Annotated in this window: 18 protein-coding genes; 7 read left to right on the top strand and 11 right to left on the bottom strand. The window is 70.7% G+C overall.

Translation table 11 applies throughout. The annotated features are described in order from the left end of the window. Positions 1–3: 3 nt before the first annotated feature. A complete protein-coding gene (locus HJ588_RS07750) occupies positions 4–1,137 on the top strand; it encodes an Mrp/NBP35 family ATP-binding protein (RefSeq protein ID WP_171153682.1) in 1,134 nt (377 codons plus the stop codon). Positions 1,138–1,150: 13 nt separating this feature from the next. Here the strand turns inward: HJ588_RS07750 and HJ588_RS07745 are convergent, their stop codons facing one another. The 3 genes from HJ588_RS07745 to sigE all read right to left on the bottom strand — a co-directional run bounded on the left by HJ588_RS07745 (position 1,151) and on the right by sigE (position 2,851). Beyond that, positions 1,151–1,540 carry a twin-arginine translocase TatA/TatE family subunit gene (locus HJ588_RS07745; protein WP_171153679.1) on the bottom strand — a complete coding sequence of 130 codons (390 nt, stop codon included), beginning with the start codon at positions 1,538–1,540 and terminating at the stop codon, positions 1,151–1,153. Positions 1,541–1,631: 91 nt separating this feature from the next. Beyond that, positions 1,632–2,216, bottom strand: a complete 585-nt coding sequence (locus tag HJ588_RS07740; RefSeq protein ID WP_171153677.1) for a zf-HC2 domain-containing protein — start codon at positions 2,214–2,216, stop codon at positions 1,632–1,634. Beyond that, positions 2,213–2,851 carry an RNA polymerase sigma factor SigE gene (gene sigE / locus HJ588_RS07735; protein ID WP_171153675.1) on the bottom strand — a complete coding sequence of 213 codons (639 nt, stop codon included), beginning with the start codon at positions 2,849–2,851 and terminating at the stop codon, positions 2,213–2,215. The genes HJ588_RS07740 and sigE overlap by 4 nt, the downstream gene beginning before the upstream one ends. Positions 2,852–3,063: 212 nt before the next feature. Between sigE and HJ588_RS07730 the strand changes: the two genes are divergently transcribed. Continuing rightward, positions 3,064–3,696 (top strand): O-methyltransferase, encoded by a 633-nt coding sequence (locus HJ588_RS07730; protein WP_171153673.1) that lies wholly within the window; start codon positions 3,064–3,066, stop codon positions 3,694–3,696. Between the two features lie 111 nt (positions 3,697–3,807). On the opposite strand, the gene HJ588_RS07725 is transcribed toward HJ588_RS07730, so the two are convergent. Then, complete coding sequence (locus tag HJ588_RS07725; RefSeq protein WP_115923734.1) at positions 3,808–3,975, bottom strand: DUF3117 domain-containing protein; 168 nt, start codon at positions 3,973–3,975, stop codon at positions 3,808–3,810. A gap of 219 nt (positions 3,976–4,194) precedes the next feature. Between HJ588_RS07725 and HJ588_RS07720 the strand changes: the two genes are divergently transcribed. Genes HJ588_RS07720 through HJ588_RS07710 form a run of 3 tightly spaced genes read left to right on the top strand, consistent with a single transcriptional unit; the run spans position 4,195 to position 6,871 of the window. Further along, positions 4,195–4,998: an enoyl-CoA hydratase-related protein gene (locus HJ588_RS07720; protein ID WP_171153671.1), complete on the top strand. Its 804-nt coding sequence runs from the start codon at positions 4,195–4,197 to the stop codon at positions 4,996–4,998. A gap of 52 nt (positions 4,999–5,050) precedes the next feature. Then, positions 5,051–5,479: an NfeD family protein gene (locus tag HJ588_RS07715; protein WP_171153669.1), complete on the top strand. Its 429-nt coding sequence runs from the start codon at positions 5,051–5,053 to the stop codon at positions 5,477–5,479. A gap of 3 nt (positions 5,480–5,482) precedes the next feature. Beyond that, positions 5,483–6,871, top strand: coding sequence for an SPFH domain-containing protein (locus HJ588_RS07710; RefSeq protein WP_171153667.1), 1,389 nt, complete (start codon positions 5,483–5,485; stop codon positions 6,869–6,871). 146 nt (positions 6,872–7,017) lie between these two features. Here HJ588_RS07710 and HJ588_RS07705 read toward each other — a convergent pair whose 3' ends face one another. The 7 genes from HJ588_RS07705 to dapE all read right to left on the bottom strand — a co-directional run bounded on the left by HJ588_RS07705 (position 7,018) and on the right by dapE (position 13,503). Beyond that, positions 7,018–8,715, bottom strand: a complete 1,698-nt coding sequence (locus HJ588_RS07705; protein WP_171153664.1) for a peptidoglycan DD-metalloendopeptidase family protein — start codon at positions 8,713–8,715, stop codon at positions 7,018–7,020. Between the two features lie 216 nt (positions 8,716–8,931). Beyond that, a complete protein-coding gene (locus tag HJ588_RS07700) occupies positions 8,932–10,197 on the bottom strand; it encodes a hypothetical protein (RefSeq protein ID WP_343036631.1) in 1,266 nt (421 codons plus the stop codon). Positions 10,198–10,199: 2 nt separating this feature from the next. Then, complete coding sequence (locus HJ588_RS07695) at positions 10,200–10,811, bottom strand: DNA-3-methyladenine glycosylase I (protein WP_171153663.1); 612 nt, start codon at positions 10,809–10,811, stop codon at positions 10,200–10,202. Next, positions 10,804–11,256, bottom strand: a complete 453-nt coding sequence (locus tag HJ588_RS07690) for an SRPBCC family protein (RefSeq protein ID WP_171153661.1) — start codon at positions 11,254–11,256, stop codon at positions 10,804–10,806. Before HJ588_RS07690 ends, HJ588_RS07695 begins: the two co-directional genes overlap by 8 nt. Positions 11,257–11,258: 2 nt before the next feature. Continuing rightward, positions 11,259–11,561, bottom strand: coding sequence for a DivIVA domain-containing protein (locus tag HJ588_RS07685; RefSeq protein ID WP_343036630.1), 303 nt, complete (start codon positions 11,559–11,561; stop codon positions 11,259–11,261). 102 nt (positions 11,562–11,663) lie between these two features. Beyond that, positions 11,664–12,419 carry an LOG family protein gene (locus HJ588_RS07680; protein ID WP_425483533.1) on the bottom strand — a complete coding sequence of 252 codons (756 nt, stop codon included), beginning with the start codon at positions 12,417–12,419 and terminating at the stop codon, positions 11,664–11,666. Positions 12,420–12,438: 19 nt separating this feature from the next. After that, complete coding sequence (gene dapE, locus HJ588_RS07675) at positions 12,439–13,503, bottom strand: succinyl-diaminopimelate desuccinylase (protein WP_171153659.1); 1,065 nt, start codon at positions 13,501–13,503, stop codon at positions 12,439–12,441. A gap of 79 nt (positions 13,504–13,582) precedes the next feature. On the opposite strand from dapE, the gene dapD reads away from it, so the two are divergent. Both dapD and HJ588_RS07665 read left to right on the top strand, forming a co-directional pair. Continuing rightward, on the top strand, positions 13,583–14,521 hold the full coding sequence (gene dapD / locus HJ588_RS07670; protein ID WP_171153657.1) for a 2,3,4,5-tetrahydropyridine-2,6-dicarboxylate N-succinyltransferase: 939 nt from the start codon (positions 13,583–13,585) through the stop codon (positions 14,519–14,521). A gap of 24 nt (positions 14,522–14,545) precedes the next feature. Continuing rightward, complete coding sequence (locus HJ588_RS07665; RefSeq protein WP_171153655.1) at positions 14,546–15,649, top strand: hypothetical protein; 1,104 nt, start codon at positions 14,546–14,548, stop codon at positions 15,647–15,649. The last annotated feature ends 32 nt before the right edge of the window (positions 15,650–15,681 follow it).

The raw sequence follows: 15,681 nt of genomic DNA, 5'->3' as shown, positions 1-15,681 counted from the left end.
GACATGCCGATTCCCTCCGAGGACGCCGTCCGCGACGCGCTCGCGACCGTCCAGGACCCCGAGATCAAGCGACCGATCACCGAGCTCAACATGGTCGAGTCGGTCGACATCAGCGACAGCGGCAAGGTCACCGTGACCGTGCTGCTCACCATCGCCGGTTGTCCGATGAAGACCCGCCTGCAGACCGACACCACCGAAGCGGTCGGCAAGGTCGAGGGGGTCACCGACGTCGAGGTGCGCCTCGGGGTCATGTCCGACGAGCAGCGCGCGGCACTGAAGGACCAGCTGCGCGGCGGGCAGGCGGAGAAGGAGATCCCCTTCGCCAAGCCGGGTTCGCTCACCCGCGTCTTCGCCGTCGCATCCGGCAAGGGCGGCGTCGGCAAGTCGTCGGTGACCGTCAATCTCGCTGCGGCACTTGCGGATTCGGGCTTGAAAGTCGGTGTCGTCGACGCCGACATCTACGGCTTCTCGGTGCCGCGCATGCTCGGTGTCGAGCGTCGCCCGACGCAGGTCGACGACATGATCCTGCCGCCCGACAGCCACGACGTGAAGGTCATCTCGATCGGCATGTTCGTGCCCGGCAACCAGCCGGTCGTATGGCGCGGCCCCATGCTCCACCGGGCGCTGCAGCAGTTCCTCGCCGACGTCTTCTGGGGCGACCTCGACGTGCTGCTGCTCGACCTGCCGCCCGGCACCGGCGACGTCGCGATCTCGGTCGCGCAGCTGATCCCGAACGCCGAGATCCTCGTCGTCACCACCCCGCAGCAGGCGGCCGCCGAGGTCGCCGAGCGCGCCGGCGCCATCGCCCTGCAGACCAAGCAGCGGGTGGCCGGGGTCATCGAGAACATGTCGTGGCTGGAACTGCCCGACGGCACCCGTCAGGAGATCTTCGGCAGCGGCGGCGGCACCGCGGTCGCCGAATCGCTGTCGAAGTCGGTCGGCGCGCCCGTCGAGCTGCTCGGCCAGATCCCGCTCGACGTCACCCTGCGCGAGGGCGCGGACGCCGGCACCCCAGTCGTGCTCGGCAAGCCCGACTCCCCCGCCGCGGTCGCCCTGCGCGGCATCGCCAAGGGGCTCGGCACCCGCGCCCGCGGCCTGTCCGGCCGGTCGCTCGGCCTCACCCCGACCGGCCGCTGAGCGAAGGCGCGCGTCAGGTCGCGTCGTAGTCGAACGGGGTGGCCCGGTCCGGGTCGAACTTGTGCAGGTCGTATGCCGGGGGCGGCGTGGCGAAGTCCTGCGGCGCGGCAACGCCGTCCGGTCCGGCCAGCTCGGCGGCCGGGTCGGGTTCGGGGTCGAACAGCGCGTCCCGGACGATCTTGCGCGGGTCGTACTGCCGCGGGTCGTAGGCCCGCCAGTTGATGTCCTGGAATTCCGGACCCATCTGGTCCTTCAGCTGCGTCTTGGCGCCGTCGGCCATGTCCCGCATCTGGCGGATGTAGGTGCGCAGCTTGGCGACATACTCCGGCAACCGGTCCGGCCCGATCAGGGCTGCGGCCAGCACAGCGAGGATGAGGAATTCCCATCCACTGATGCCCAACATGTCGCGTCAATGCCCTTCTGCCGGCGAGGAGTAGCGCTCCGGCGATGATTGTCGCACCCGCTGCCGGGAGACGGAGTCCGGCCTCGCCACCTCAGGGGGTGGTCTTGATCGCGACCTGGTTGATCAGCGGCAGCGGCGCGCTCGGGCGGCTTGCCTGCCGGGTGGGTGCGGCGGAGTCGATCGGCACCTGCCGCACCAGCCGGGCGGAGGCGTTGCCGCCGGTGCCGGGTTGCGCGGGCTGCGGGCCGCTCGCCGCGCCGGTCGCCGTCGAGGCGACCAGGGCGACGCCGACGCAGCCGGCGACCGCGGCCAGCGCGCAGGCCATCGACCGGCGGGCCGACTGATATTGCGGCGGGGCGCTGGTGGTGACCACAGCCGGCGCCCGCCGGGCGGGTATGGCGGGGGCCGCGGGTGACCCCGGCGCCTGGGGTTCGGCGGACGCGAGCGACAGCAGCCCGGCCATCAGCTGCTGGTGACCGCCGGAGTCGAAGCTCACCGAACGCAGCTGGGCGATGATCTCGCGCTCCTGCTGCACCGCGTGGCGGCAGTGTTCGCAGATCATCAGGTGCAGGTCGGCCCGGTGCTCCTGCGCGGGGTTGAGCTTGCCGTCGACATACTCGGCAACGGCATCGCCGAGATGCTGTTGGTGCTGCTGCCGGCTGCCGAAGCTGATCATCGCGTGCCTGCCGCCGGGGACAGGGTGAGGCCGCCGGTCGCGGCACGGGTGCGCGCGGGACGGTTTTCGGGCGCGCGGTGGGCCAGCGCCTCGCGCAGCTGGGCGCGCCCGCGGTGGATGCGCGACCGCACGGTGCCGAGCTTGATGTCGAGCGTCGCGGCGATCTCCTCGTAGGACAGGCCCTCGATGTCGCAGAGCACGACCGCGGCGCGGAAGTCCGGCGCCAGCGCGTCGAGCGCCCGCTGCACGTCGTCGTCGAAGTGCGCGTCGGCATACACCTGCTCGGGGCTGCCCTCGCGACTGGGCAGCCGGGCGGCGGCGTCGTCGGCGAGCGCGTCGAAGCGGATGCGCTGCTTGCGGCGCATCTTGTCGAGGAACACGTTGGTGGTGATGCGGTGCAGCCAGCCCTCGAAGGTGCCCGGGCGGTAGGAGTGCAGGGACCGGAAGACCCGCACGAACACGTCGTGGGTCAGGTCCTCGGCGTCGTGCACGTTGCCGGTCAGCCGGTAGGCGAGACGGTAGACGCGAGCGGAGTGCTCGGTGACGATCTCCTCCCACGTCGGCGGCTCCCAGCCGGGCGGCGCCACATCGGGCACCTCGGTCTTGACTGCACCCCGCAGCAGTTGATCGGTCATGACGTGCGATTCACCTCGAAGCTTAGGGAAACCTCTTCAGGAGAGGCCATCCTTACCGATCAAGCTATGCGTCCGCTGTGCGCGCGCACCACCGACCGGTGACGTGCCCGGTACAACGCACGACACCGGCGATTCGTTACCGGCCGCCGGCACGGGTGCGTTTTCACCGCCCGCGTCGCCCGCGCCCGCGCGGAGGGTCTAGTTTCGTCGCCATGTCTTCCATGCGACCGGCGACCTGGGGGTATGCCGAAGAGTTCGTCCCCGAGCCAGAGATCGTCGAGCAGGCCCGCCGCCGCGGTGAGGAGCTGGGCGCGACGCCGATCGGCGCCGGCACCGGCCCGGCCCTGCGGATGCTGGCGGCGGCGGTCGGGGCGCGCGCGGTCGTCGAGGTCGGCACGGGAGCCGGTGTCTCCGGGCTGTGGCTGCTCGACGGCATGCCGGCCGACGGCGTGCTCACCACGATCGATGTGAAGACCGAGCACCAGCGCGCCGCGCGGCAGGCGTATGCCGAGGCCGGCGTCGCACCCGGCCGCACCCGGATCATCACCGGCGACGCGCTGAAGGTCATGTCGCGCCTCGCCGACGGCGGCTACGACCTGGTGCTGGTCGATGCGCACAAGCCCGACTACCCCGCCTACGTGGAGGCGGCCCAGAAGCTGCTGCGCCCGGGTGGCCTGCTCGTGATCGACAACATGCTCTGGCACGACAAGGTGGCCGACCCGGCGGTGCGGGACGAGACGACCGTGCTGCTGCGCGACCTCGGCAAGCAGTTGCGCGACGACCCTGCCTGGGTGACGAGCCTGCTGCCGGTCGGCGACGGGCTGCTGGCCGCAGTGCGCCGCTGAGGCGGGCGCTCGCCCCGGCATACCGTGCGCGAGACCTGACAAGCACGCGCGAAACGGCCCCGCACCAGCAGTGGTGCGGGGCCGTTCACGCGGTGTTCGCGGGTGGTCGGGTCAGCCGATGCAACCCTTGATCGCGTCGCCGAGCGCCTGGGCCTCCTCGGCGTTCATCTCGACCACCAGGCGGCCACCACCCTCGAGCGGCATGCGCAGCAGGATGCTGCGGCCTTCCTTGGTGACCTCGAGCGGGCCGTCTCCGGTCCTCGGCTTCATAGCCGCCATGGCTGCTTCCCCTTCCGCCCGCGCGGCGTCAGCGTGCGGCCGCATCTTTGCCACGCGGTGTTTCGATGCCGGTTGGTCCGGCCGATGCAGCCATCAAGTTGGCTCATTATTTCAGCAACCTCGCTGCGTAGGGAAATCCTGTACCGATCCGATGGCGCCGGGGCATGCCGCAGAATGACGGGCGAACCGCACGCCGTCCCGACCGAGGAGTCACCCCGCATGACCGATGCCGCCACCGACCAGCCCGTCGTCGTCGAGTACGCCGAGGGGGTGGCGACGGTCCGGCTCAACCGGCCGGACGCGATGAACTCCCTCGACATCGCCACCAAGGAGGCGCTGCTCGCGGCGCTGCAGCGGGTGGCCGCCGACCCGGAGGCGCGCTGCGTGGTGCTGACCGGCACCGGCCGCGCGTTCTGCGTCGGCCAGGACCTGAAAGAGCACGTCGGGCTCCTGGCAGAGGGCTCGGAGAGCCTGTTCACCACGGTCGCCGAGCACTACAACCCAATCGTGGAGTTGCTCTCGACCATGGACAAGCCGGTCATCGCTGCGGTCAACGGCGTCGCCGCCGGTGCCGGTGCGGCGTTCACCTTCGCCTGCGACCTGCGGCTGGTGAGCGACGCGGCCGGCTTCAACCTGGCGTTCGCCGGGATCGCCCTCTCCAGCGACTCCGGGTCGTCGTTCTGGCTGCCGCGGCTGGTCGGCGTGGCCAAGGCCAAGGAGCTGCTGCTGATGCCGCGGACCGTCAAGGCGGACGAGGCGCTGCAGCTCGGGATCGCGACCCGCGTCATACCTGCCGGCGAGTTCGCGGCCGAGGTGGCGCAGACGGCGCGCACGCTCGCCGCCGGGCCGACCCGGGCGTACGGCGCCATCCGGCGCGCGGTCGAATACTCGGCCACCCACACCCTCGCCGAGTCGCTCGCGCACGAGGGGCAGCTGATGAACGACACCGGCGCGACGGCCGACCACAAGGCAGCCGTCGACGCCTTCCTCGCCAAGGAGCAGCCGGTCTTCACCGGCCGGTGACGCACCACCTGTCACATCCGGCGTGTGACGTCGCTCATGAAACAATGAGCCCATGGCAGCCATCGTGTGGTTCGCCGCGGGGGTTCTGCTGGCAGCAGCAGAGGCACTCAGCGGGGATTTCGTGCTGCTCATGCTGGGCGGCGGGGCACTCGCGGCGGCACTCGCCGCGTGGCTCGGCGCGCCGCTGTGGCTGACCGGTGTCATCTTCGCGATCGTGTCCGTCGGGCTGGTGCTCGGCGTACGCCCGGTGATCAAGCGGCACCTGCTGCGCTCACCGGGGACGCGGATGGGCATCGACGCGCTGCGGGGCGAGGAGGCGACCGTGCTCGCCGCCTTCGGCAACACCGGTGGCCAGATCCGGCTGGCCGGTGAGATCTGGTCGGCGAGACCCGCCGACGAGGACGACACGTTCCGCACCGGCGAGACGGTGGTCGTCCATGACATCGACGGCGCGACAGCCGTCGTGAAACGGGGAGATTGACATATGGAACCAGTCCTGATCGTCGTCGCGATCCTGGTGATCCTGGTGATCGTCGTGGTCGTGAAGTCCGTGGCGCTGATCCCGCAGGCCGAAGCCGCGGTGATCGAGCGGCTCGGGCGGTACACCAAGACCGTGTCGGGCCAGCTGACGCTGCTGATGCCGTTCATCGACCGCGTGCGCGCCCGGGTGGATCTGCGCGAACGGGTGGTGTCCTTCCCGCCGCAGCCGGTCATCACCGAGGACAACCTGACGGTGAACATCGACACCGTCGTCTACTTCCAGGTGACCGACCCCCGCGCCGCGGTCTATGAGATCAACGACTACATCGTCGGTGTCGAGCAGCTGACCACCACCACGCTGCGCAACGTCGTCGGCGGTATGACGCTGGAGGAGACCCTCACCTCACGCGAGACGATCAACGCCCAGCTGCGCGGCGTGCTCGACGAGGCGACCGGCCGCTGGGGCCTGCGCGTGGCCCGGGTGGAGCTGAAGTCGATCTTCCCGCCGCCGTCGATCCAGGAGTCGATGGAGAAGCAGATGAAGGCCGACCGCGAGAAGCGGGCGACCATCCTGGCGGCCGAGGGTCACCGCGAGGCCGCGATCAAGTCGGCCGAGGGTGACAAGCAGAGCCAGATCCTCGCCGCCGAGGGTGCCAAGCAGGCGGCGATCCTGGCCGCCGAGGCCGACCGGCAGTCGCAGGTGCTGCGCGCCGAGGGTGACCGTGCCGCCCAGTATCTCCAGGCGCAGGGTGAGGCCAAGGCGATCGAGAAGACGTTCAACGCGATCCGGGCGAGCAAGCCCACCCCGGAGCTGCTGGCCTACCAATACCTGCGCACGCTGCCCGAGATGGCCAAGGGCGAGGCGAGCAAGGTGTGGGTGGTGCCGACCGACTTCGGGTCGGCGCTGCAGGGCTTCGCCAAGTCGTTCGGCACCAAGGGCGAGGACGGCACCTTCCGTTACGAGATGCCGCCGTCGGAGGACCTGGCGCCGGTCGAGGACGAGGACGTCGCCGAGTGGTTCAAGCTGACCCGCGACCCGGCGGTCGCCAAGGCGGTCGCCGACGCCGAGGCGGTCGCGCGGCAGTCGGCCGACCCCGAGCAGGAGACCCTGGCCGGCCGGCTCGCCAAGCGCGCCGCCGAGACGCCGTCCCCGGCCGCGGGCCAGTCGGGATCGGGGCAGCCCAGCCAGTCCGGGCAGCCGGGGCAGTCGGGATCGGGCCAGTCGCCCGACGGTCAGCCGGAGGTCTCGCCCGAGACGACGGCCGCCCAGCCGCGCCAGGGTGAGCCGCCGCAGCTGCAGCAGGGGCCGCCCCCGGCATACCCGCCGCAGGGGGTGCAGCTGCCGGGCCAGCCGCAGCCCCGCCACGGCGACGGCACCGACCACCAGAGCTGAGGTCCCGGCGCGCACAGCCCGCGAGTGACGGCTCCCTCACCGACCGACGGTCGCAATCGACCGTCAGCCGCCGACGGAGCCGTCACTCGCGGTAATCCCTGTGGCGACCCGTGCTGGCCCGTGGTGCCGGGGTCAGCAGGTGCGGATCAGGGCCAGAGGTTGGGGTCGAGGTCCGACCCGTACTGGCCGCCGCGCGGGCGCCGCTCGAGGTGCAGGTGCGGCCCCGAGACGTTGCCGGTGGCACCCGAGTAGCCGATCAGGTCGCCGGTCTGCACTCGCTGGCCGACGCTCACCACCTTGCGGGACAGGTGGCAGTAGCCCCAGTCGGAGCCGTCGACGTCGTCGTTGATCACCACGAAGGTGCCGTACGACGGGCCCCACGGCCGATCCCGGACGTCCCCGCCGATCGTCGCGTAGACCGGCGTGCCGGTCGGGCACACGATGTCGATGCCGGTGTGATGGCCGGCCTTCCACATCCGCCCGGGCTGGCGCCACTTGGCACCGATCGGGTTCTTCGCCGGGTCCTTCACCGGCCGCACGTACTGCGCCGGAGCGGGCGGAGGCGTGCCACCGGCGATGTCCATCCGGCCGCCCTCGAAGTCCTGCTCCCAGCCGGCGCCGGTCCGGCGTTCGTCGCTCACCGGGTAACCCCAGCGACCGCCTTCCCAGCCGTCCTGGGTGTAGCGCTCGAACATCAGGCCCCACACCGGGTGCGCGTCGCCCGCCGGGGTCCAGTACATGACGCCGCCCTGGAAGCGCTGCACCCGGCCACCGGGCTTGCTGCCGTCGAACTCGTCCGAGGTCGGGTAGCCCAAAGCGCCGTTCTCCCAACCGAATTCGCCCCAGCGCTCCCGGATCCGGCCGTAGACCGCGTGCGCCCCCGTCGCCGGTGACCAGTAGATGGCGCCGTGCTCGAACTCCTGCCAGCGACCGTCCTCCTTGATCTGGTATTCGTCGCTGATCGGGAAGCCGAGCCGGCCGTACTCGTAGTCGTAGTCGGCGTAGCGCTCGCGGATCGCACCGTAGTTGGGGTGCGCGTCGGTCTCCGGCGACCAGATCATCACGCCGTGCTCGAACTGCCGCCAGGCACCGCGCGGGGTGGCGATCTCCTCACCGGTCGGATTGCCGAGCGGTGAGTTGGGGCCGCCGAGCTCACGCCACCGCTCCCCGATGCGGCCCGAGACCTCGGGCACCGGCTGCGGCTGCTCGCCGCCGCCGACGTTGCCCGCCCAGTCGATCAGCCGGCCGGGCTCGACGTAGAACTCGTCGAGGTCGAGCGTGCCGGAGTAGCCGTCGAGGTGGCCCTTGTCGGTGAACTGCCAGGCCACGATCCGCCGGAACGGCTCGCCGGACCACCGGACCGAGGGCCGGTCGCCATAGCCGCCAGTCGTCTGCGACCGGCCGTAGTTGGCGATCCAGAGCGGGTTGTTGTCGGCGATGTCGGTCCCCGCGAACATCCCGAGAATGGACTGCTGGGCGTAGATCCACGGGCGCTTGCCGAGCGCCGGCTCGACGATCTGGCACCACCGGCGTGCCCATTCGACCCCGTTGTCGACGCCGGCGCCTTCCCAGTCCAGGCAGATGCAATCCTGCGGCCGGAGCCGGTCACGAACGGTCTCGATGAAGTTGGCCGCCTCCTGCTCGGCCGTGTTGCCGGTCGAGACGAAGTGGTAGTAGACCTCGTCGGCGTTCTTGGTGCGGCGGTTCAGGTCGGAATGGCGTGCCATCCACTGGTCGCGGTAGCCCCGGCCCTCCGTCGCCTTGAGCCCGAGGATGTCGTAGGGCACGGCGGCCAGATCGATGTCCCCGGTGTTGTTGCTGATGTCGATTCCATACAAAGGCATCAGACGAATTCCCCTCATTCACAATGTGTTTCGCCGCGAACGCGCCTCCCCAGACGCGAACATCCCTCTCGCAGTGTTGCGAGCCCCTTCGGACGACAGCCCCCCTGTCGCGGCACAGCCAACGTAACTGGATGAACGGCCGATGTGTGGATTGGGGGCAATCAAATGCGACCGATTGCGATTCGGGTTGCGATTGATTGCGATTCGGGTTGCGCGTCAGATCGCGTCGCCACCGATGTGGGTGAGCACGAGCAGCGTCCAGCACCACCAGACCTGCCAGCCGAGGCCGAGCACCACCCAGATCACCGTCCGCGGGCCGACGAACAGCCAGTTGCGCCGGTCCTGCCAGCCGGCACCGATCAGCACCACCGCGATCGGGAACATCAGCAGCAGGTAGCGGTAGGTGCTGGTCCAGGCGTCCAGGACGGCCAGCAGGTAGAACCCGTAGGCGAGCACCCAGGTGCGCAGCACCGTGCCGAGGGCGGACGCCCACGGCCCGAGCACCAGCGCCAGGAAGCCGACGATCATCACGGTCAGCCAGAACGCCGCCCCGACCGGTCCGAAGAGCCGGTCGAAGTTGCCCGCCCAGGACACGAAGTAGGTGATCGACCCGCCGCCGCGCCAGGCGGCCATCGTGTCGGTGTATGCCGAGAAGCTCCCGGTCCGCAGCCCTGCGTAGACCGGCCAGATCGCCCAGGAGAGGCCGCACGCGACGAGCGCCGACGCCATACCGGCCCACTCGCCGCGGGAGATCGGGCGCCGGTCACGCTCCTTCCAGCGGTGCCACGCCACGACGAGCGCGACCAGCGCCAACGGCACCGCGATCGGCCGGGCGACCCCGCAGGCGAGCGCGGCGAGCGTCACCAGCCACCAGTTGTGCCGCTGGAAGCCGAGCAGCGCCACGAGCAGCAACACCATCGCGAGCGACTCGGTGTAGGTCATCTGCAGCACCGGCGACGGCGGTGCTGCCGCATAGACGCAGACCGCCCCGAACGCGGCGACCGCACCCACCTGCTGCCGGAACAACACCGCCATGAGCAGTGCCGCGACCAGCCCGAGCACGAGCGAGAGCAGCGAGCCCACGACCGCGAACGACCCGCCGGTGAGCCACATCAACGCGGACACGAGCATCGGGTACATCGGGTAGAACGCCCACTGGTTCTGGGCGACGTTGCCGCTCGAGTCGCGCGGCAGGGTGCCCGGATAGCCGTCCTCGACGATCCGCTGGTACCACCGGCCGTCCCAGACGTGGGTCATCTCCCAGTAGTCCTGGCGGCCCGTGGAGTAATAGACGAAGCCGAGGTCCTGGTGCGAGGCGACCAACGCCATCACGATCGCCGAGAACAACCGGAACGCCAGGTAGGCCACCGCGACGCAGAGCAGCAGCCGGTGGTCGAGCAGCCGGGTCAGCCGCAGACGCCAGCCGCCTGGCCGTATGACGGGAGCCGCGGCCGATGCGGCCGGCGCCGGAGAGGTGCGCACGCTCACGACTGGGCCCGGAAGCAGCCGGCAATGTGGTCGTCGACAATGCCGCACGCCTGCATCGCGGCATACATGGTGGTCGGCCCGACGTGGGCGAAGCCCGCCTTCTTCAGGGCCTTGGCGAGAGCGACGGATTCGGGTGTGGTTGCTGGGGTTTCGGCGAACGATTGCGGACGACGGTGCGTCTGCGGGCGGTGGGACCAGATGAGTTGGTCGAGTCCGCCGGCCTCGCGCAGCCGGAGCACGGCGGCTGCGTTGGTGATCGCCGCGTCGATCTTGCGGCGGTTGCGCACGATGCCGGCGTCCTGCATCAGCCGCTCGCGGTCGGCGTCGCCGTAACCGGCGACGACCTCCGGGTCGAAGCCGGCGAACGCGGCACGGAACGCCGGGCGTTTGCGCAGGATCGTCAGCCAGGACAGCCCCGACTGGAAGGCCTCCAGCGTGATGCGTTCGTAGAGCGCCTGCTCGCCGCGCACGGGCGCGCCCCACTCGGTGTCGTGGTAGACGCGGTAGTCGTCAGTGGAGGCGCCCCAGGCGCACCGCGCCCGGCCGTCGTCGCCGACCACGAGGGATGGCGGGCCAGGCAGGTCAGTCAGGTCAGGCAGGTCAGCCATGCTCGGCCTCCGCGACGAGCCGGCCGACCGCGTGCCGGTAGACCAGGCCCCCGACCGGCCCGGATGCGGGCGCGGAGAGGCGACGCAGCCACGCCGGGGCCGGCCCGACGTCGGTGCGCCAGGTCAGCCGGGAGCCGGTGGCGGTCGGCGTGACCTCGACGGTGGCGTCGCCGCCGAGCACCCGCCCGGTCTTGTGGATCGCGAGGGCCGCCGACGCGCCGGACTCCCCCGGCGGCTCCCACCGGACGACGGTCATCGGGTCGTGCATGCGCACCGGCCCGATCGCGGTGATCGCGTCCAGCCGCTGGCCGACGCCGGGGTCGCCCGCGAGCACCGTCATACGGGTGAACGGGAAGGCGCGCGAGTGCGCGTCCCAGTCGGACACGACCTGCCACAGACGTGCGACCGATGCGCTCGAATCTGCAGTGACGACAATCTCTTTCACGGTCAGTCGCGCACCGGAAGGCCACCGCCGCGTCCCGCGCGCAGGCCCGCGATCTCCTCGTCGCGCGCCTGCAATTCGGCGCGCAGCCGGTCGAGCACCTCGTCGACCTGGCCCATGCGGTAGCCGCGCAGCGTCTGGTCGAAGCGCACCTGGTCGATGTCCTCGGCGCTGATCTCACCGCGCGGCAGCGGCTCGAACGGCGAGGTCGAGGTCGGCGCCTCGAGGTGGGCGCCGAACCGGCCGAGCACCGCGAAGACGACCAGGCCGATCACGACCAGCAGCAGGGCGATGAGAAAGACGAGCACGACAGACAGGGTACGACGAGGGCAGCCGCAGACGTCGATCCAGCCGCGAGGGACCGAGCCTGCGAGGTCGCTCGCGACGCGCGGATCGGCGTCAGTCAGGCATCACTCCGGGCGGCTGACGCCGAGGCCCACACCGCCGCCGATGATGAGCCGGACCGCCTCGGCCGGGTCGTCGGTGACCTGCAGCCGGTGCAGGTCGGGTTCGCCGATCATGCCCTGCGCGAGCAGGGTGTCGCTGATGAAGGTCAGCATCGGCTCCCAGAAGGCCCGGCCGAGCAGCACGATCGGGAAGCTGGTGATCTTCTGGGTCTGCGCGAGCGTGACCGCCTCGAAGAGTTCGTCGAGGGTGCCGAAGCCGCCGGGCAGCACGACGTAACCCTGCGCGTACTTGACGAACATCGTCTTGCGGGCGAAGAAGTACCGGAAGTTGACGCCGATGTCGACGTAGGGGTTGAGGCCGGCCTCGAACGGCAGCTCGATGCCGAGCCCGACGCTCGTGCCACCCGCCTCGCTGGCGCCCTTGTTGGCGGCCTCCATCGCGCCCGGGCCCCCGCCGGTGATGACCGCGTAACCCGCCTCGGCGAGCAGGCGGCCGAGCTCGACGCCCTTGGCGTAGTAGTCGCTGTCGGGTTTGATGCGGGCCGACCCGAAGACGCTGACCGCCGGGCCGAGCTCGGCGAGCGCACCGAAGCCCTCGACGAATTCGGCCTGGATGCGCATCACCCGCCACGGGTCGCTGTGCACCCAGTCGGTGTCCTGCGACTGGTCGAGCAGCCGCTGGTCGGTGGTGGTGTTGGGCACGTGGCGACCGCGCAGCGACGTCGCCCCCTTGCGATAGGTTCCCCGCTCGATGGTCACGGTGCCAACCTCTCACGGATCACGTCAGCCACCGACGCAGGGCCGCGAGCGCGTCGGTGATCTGCTGCTCCGGGCACCGCTCGTCGTCGGTGTGCGCGAGGTTGGGGTCGCCGGGACCGAAGTTGACCGCGGGCACCCCGAGCGTGGAGAAGCGGGCGACGTCGGTCCAGCCCTCCTTCGCCGTCACCGGCAGGCCGAGCGCGGCGACGAACGACTGGGCGGCCGGCTTGTCGAGGCCGGGGCGGGCACCGTCGGCGAGGTCGCCGAGACTCACGTCATACCCGGAGAAGACGGTGTGGACGTGGGCGAGCGCCTCCTCACCGGTCTTGTCCGGCGCGAAGCGGTAGTTGACGGTGACCGTGCAACGGTCCGGGATCACGTTGCCGGCGATGCCGCCGCTGATGCCGACCGCGTTGAGGGCCTCGTGGTAGTCCAGGCCGTCGACGGTCACGGTCGCCGGCTCGTATGCCGAGAGCCGCCGCAGGATCTCCCCCGCATCGTGAATCGCGTTGTGCCCGTTCCACGGTCGCGCCGAGTGGGCCGAGATGCCCTTGGTCGAGACGTCGACCCGCAGGGTGCCCTTGCAGCCGCCCTCGATGCCGCCGTCGGTCGGTTCGAGCAGGACCGCGAAATCGGCGGCGAGCCAGTCGGGATGGCCGCGGGCGATGCGGCCGAGGCCGTTCCACTCGTCCTCGATCTCCTCGCAGTCGTAGAAGACGTAGGTGACGTCGCGGGTCGGCTCGGGCACGGTCGCGGCGAGCGCGAGCTGCACCGCGACGCCGCCCTTCATGTCGGTGGTGCCGCGCCCCACGAGCATCCCGTCGACCCGGCGCACGGGCAGGTTGGGCGGGTCGGTCAGCGGCACCGTGTCGAGGTGCCCGGCGAGCAGCACGCGCTCGTCGCGGCCCAGCTGGGTGCGGGCGACGATCGTGTTGCCGTCGCGGTCCACCCGCAGGTGCGGCAGCGCCCGCAGCGCCTGCTCGACGGCGTCGGCGAGCTCCTGCTCGTGCTTGCTCACCGACGCGATGTCGCACACGTCTGCGGTGAGGTCGACGACGTCACGGGTCAGGTCGAGGTCTGCCATGGGTCGCAAGTCTCCCGTATGACGCTCGCCGCACGCGCGCCGCGTCCGGCGTCATACCCGGGTCACCTAGGCTTGCCCCATGACTGCTTCGCCACGGCGCGCCTGGGGTTACGGCCTCGCCACCGAGACGTATGACGGGACCGTCCTCGACACCTGGTTCCCGGCTCCCGTGCTGGGATCCGCCCCCGACGACGACCCCTACGGCGAACCCGCGGAGCTGGCCGCCCTCGCACGCGACTACCCGCAGCGCGAGGTGAAGACCCGGGTCGTGCTCACCGACATCGACCTCGACGCGGCGCCCGCCGACGCGTCCGACGCCTACCTGCGTCTGCACCTGCTCAGCCACCGGCTGGTGCTGCCCAACTCGATCAACCTCGACGGGCTCTTCGGCACGCTCGCCAACGTGGTGTGGACCAGCGAAGGCCCTTGTGCCGTCGAGGGATTCGAGACCACCCGGATGCGGCTGAAGCAGGACGGCCCAGTGCAGGTCTTCGGCATCGACAAGTTCCCGAGGATGACCGACTACGTCGTGCCGAGCGGTGTGCGCATCGCCGACGCCGACCGGGTCCGGCTGGGCGCGCACCTCGCCGAGGGCACCACAGTCATGCACGAGGGCTTTTGCAACTTCAACGCCGGCACGCTCGGCACCTCGATGGTCGAGGGCCGCATCGTGCAGGGCGTCGTCGTGGGTGACGGCTCCGACATCGGTGGCGGCGCGTCGATCATGGGGACCCTCTCCGGTGGCGGCACCGAGCGGGTGTCGATCGGCAAGCGCTGCCTGATCGGCGCCGAGGCCGGCATCGGCATCGCGCTGGGCGACGACTGCGTGGTCGAGGCGGGGCTCTACATCACCGCCGGCACCAAGGTGACCCGGCCGGACGGGAGCGTCGTCAAGGCGCAGGAACTGTCCGGCGGCGACTCCATGCTCTTCATCCGCAACTCGACCACCGGTGTGGTCGAGGTCCGTCAGCGCAAGGGCGACGGCATCGCGCTCAACGACGAACTCCACGCCAACTAGACCACCCGAAACCACCACTGCCACATGCCATTTCGCCGCAAGAGCAACCCCGGTGACCGCGAGTTCGACGGCCTCTACGACACGCACACCGACCAGGGCCGGGATGACGACGGCCTGGAGGACGACTATCCCCACTACTCGGACGACTCCGACCACTCGGAGCACTATGAGCACTACGAGTACGACGACGCCGACTACGACGAGGACGACCGCCACCCGGCGGACTCACTCGGCTTCGGCGACGACGACTACGCCGCCGAGGAGCACAAGCCACGCGGCCCGCTGCGCCGCACCCTCGGCTGCCTGATTCCGATCGCGATCATCGGCGGCATCGCCTACGGCGGTTACGCGGCATACCAGCACCTGGTCAACAACTTCGGCTCGCCGTCGTGCAAGGTGGCCGCGAACGGCTTTGACTACCAATGGGATCCGGAGCAGACGGCCAATGCCGCGACGATCGTCGACGTCGGCGTCTTCAAGAAGGGGCTGCCCGCGCGCGCGGCGACCGTCGCCACGACGACGGCGTTGCAGGAGTCGAAACTGCGCAACCTCACCTACGGCGACCTCGACTCGCTCGGGCTCTTCCAGCAGCGGCCGAGCCAGGGCTGGGGCACCGCCGACCAGATCCAGGACCCGGTCTACGCCAGCGGCTCGTTCTACAACGCGCTGACCAAGATCCCGTCGTGGCAGACGCTGTCGATCGGCGCCGCCGCGCAAGAGGTGCAGCGCAGCGGTTACCCCGACGCCTACAACGACCACGAGACGCAGGGCGAGACGATCACCGCGGTGATGACCGGCGCGGCCAAGGAGGGCGTCGGCTGCCGGCTGGACCCGGCGAAGTCGGCCAAGACACCCCAGCAGGTGGTCACCGAGCTCCAGACGCAGAGCGCCCTGGTCGCGCGCGCCGGCGACGGGTCGGTCACCTACACCGGCTCCAGCCCGGCCACCGCGTGGGCCGTCGCGTCCTGGGCGGTCGCCCACGCCGACGCCGACGGCATCCAGACCGTCACCGTCGGCAACCGCTCGTGGGAGCGACACCGCGGCAAGGACGGCTGGACGTGGCGGGACGCCGGGCAGCCGACCTCCGGCGGCACCACCGTGCGGATCGACCTTGCCCAGCCGAAGTGACCCGCCGGGAGCGCGGACAAGTTACCCGAAGG

Source organism: Flexivirga aerilata, assembly GCF_013002715.1.
Lineage (GTDB): Bacteria > Actinomycetota > Actinomycetes > Actinomycetales > Dermatophilaceae > Flexivirga > Flexivirga aerilata.
The sequence above is the reverse complement of the archived record's forward strand: the minus strand, read 5'-3'. Positions and strand labels throughout refer to the sequence as shown.

Coding starts and splice junctions, on each gene's coding strand:
- dapD (WP_171153657.1), top strand. CDS start 13,583: ATGACTGCTTCGCCACGGCGCGCCTGGGGTTACGGCCTCGCCACCGAG.
- HJ588_RS07740 (WP_171153677.1), bottom strand. CDS start 2,216: ATGATCAGCTTCGGCAGCCGGCAGCAGCACCAACAGCATCTCGGCGAT.
- HJ588_RS07730 (WP_171153673.1), top strand. CDS start 3,064: ATGTCTTCCATGCGACCGGCGACCTGGGGGTATGCCGAAGAGTTCGTC.
- sigE (WP_171153675.1), bottom strand. CDS start 2,851: ATGACCGATCAACTGCTGCGGGGTGCAGTCAAGACCGAGGTGCCCGAT.
- HJ588_RS07720 (WP_171153671.1), top strand. CDS start 4,195: ATGACCGATGCCGCCACCGACCAGCCCGTCGTCGTCGAGTACGCCGAG.
- dapE (WP_171153659.1), bottom strand. CDS start 13,503: ATGGCAGACCTCGACCTGACCCGTGACGTCGTCGACCTCACCGCAGAC.
- HJ588_RS07745 (WP_171153679.1), bottom strand. CDS start 1,540: ATGTTGGGCATCAGTGGATGGGAATTCCTCATCCTCGCTGTGCTGGCC.
- HJ588_RS07710 (WP_171153667.1), top strand. CDS start 5,483: ATGGAACCAGTCCTGATCGTCGTCGCGATCCTGGTGATCCTGGTGATC.
- HJ588_RS07695 (WP_171153663.1), bottom strand. CDS start 10,811: ATGGCTGACCTGCCTGACCTGACTGACCTGCCTGGCCCGCCATCCCTC.
- HJ588_RS07750 (WP_171153682.1), top strand. CDS start 4: ATGCCGATTCCCTCCGAGGACGCCGTCCGCGACGCGCTCGCGACCGTC.
- HJ588_RS07725 (WP_115923734.1), bottom strand. CDS start 3,975: ATGGCGGCTATGAAGCCGAGGACCGGAGACGGCCCGCTCGAGGTCACC.
- HJ588_RS07705 (WP_171153664.1), bottom strand. CDS start 8,715: ATGCCTTTGTATGGAATCGACATCAGCAACAACACCGGGGACATCGAT.
- HJ588_RS07665 (WP_171153655.1), top strand. CDS start 14,546: ATGCCATTTCGCCGCAAGAGCAACCCCGGTGACCGCGAGTTCGACGGC.
- HJ588_RS07715 (WP_171153669.1), top strand. CDS start 5,051: ATGGCAGCCATCGTGTGGTTCGCCGCGGGGGTTCTGCTGGCAGCAGCA.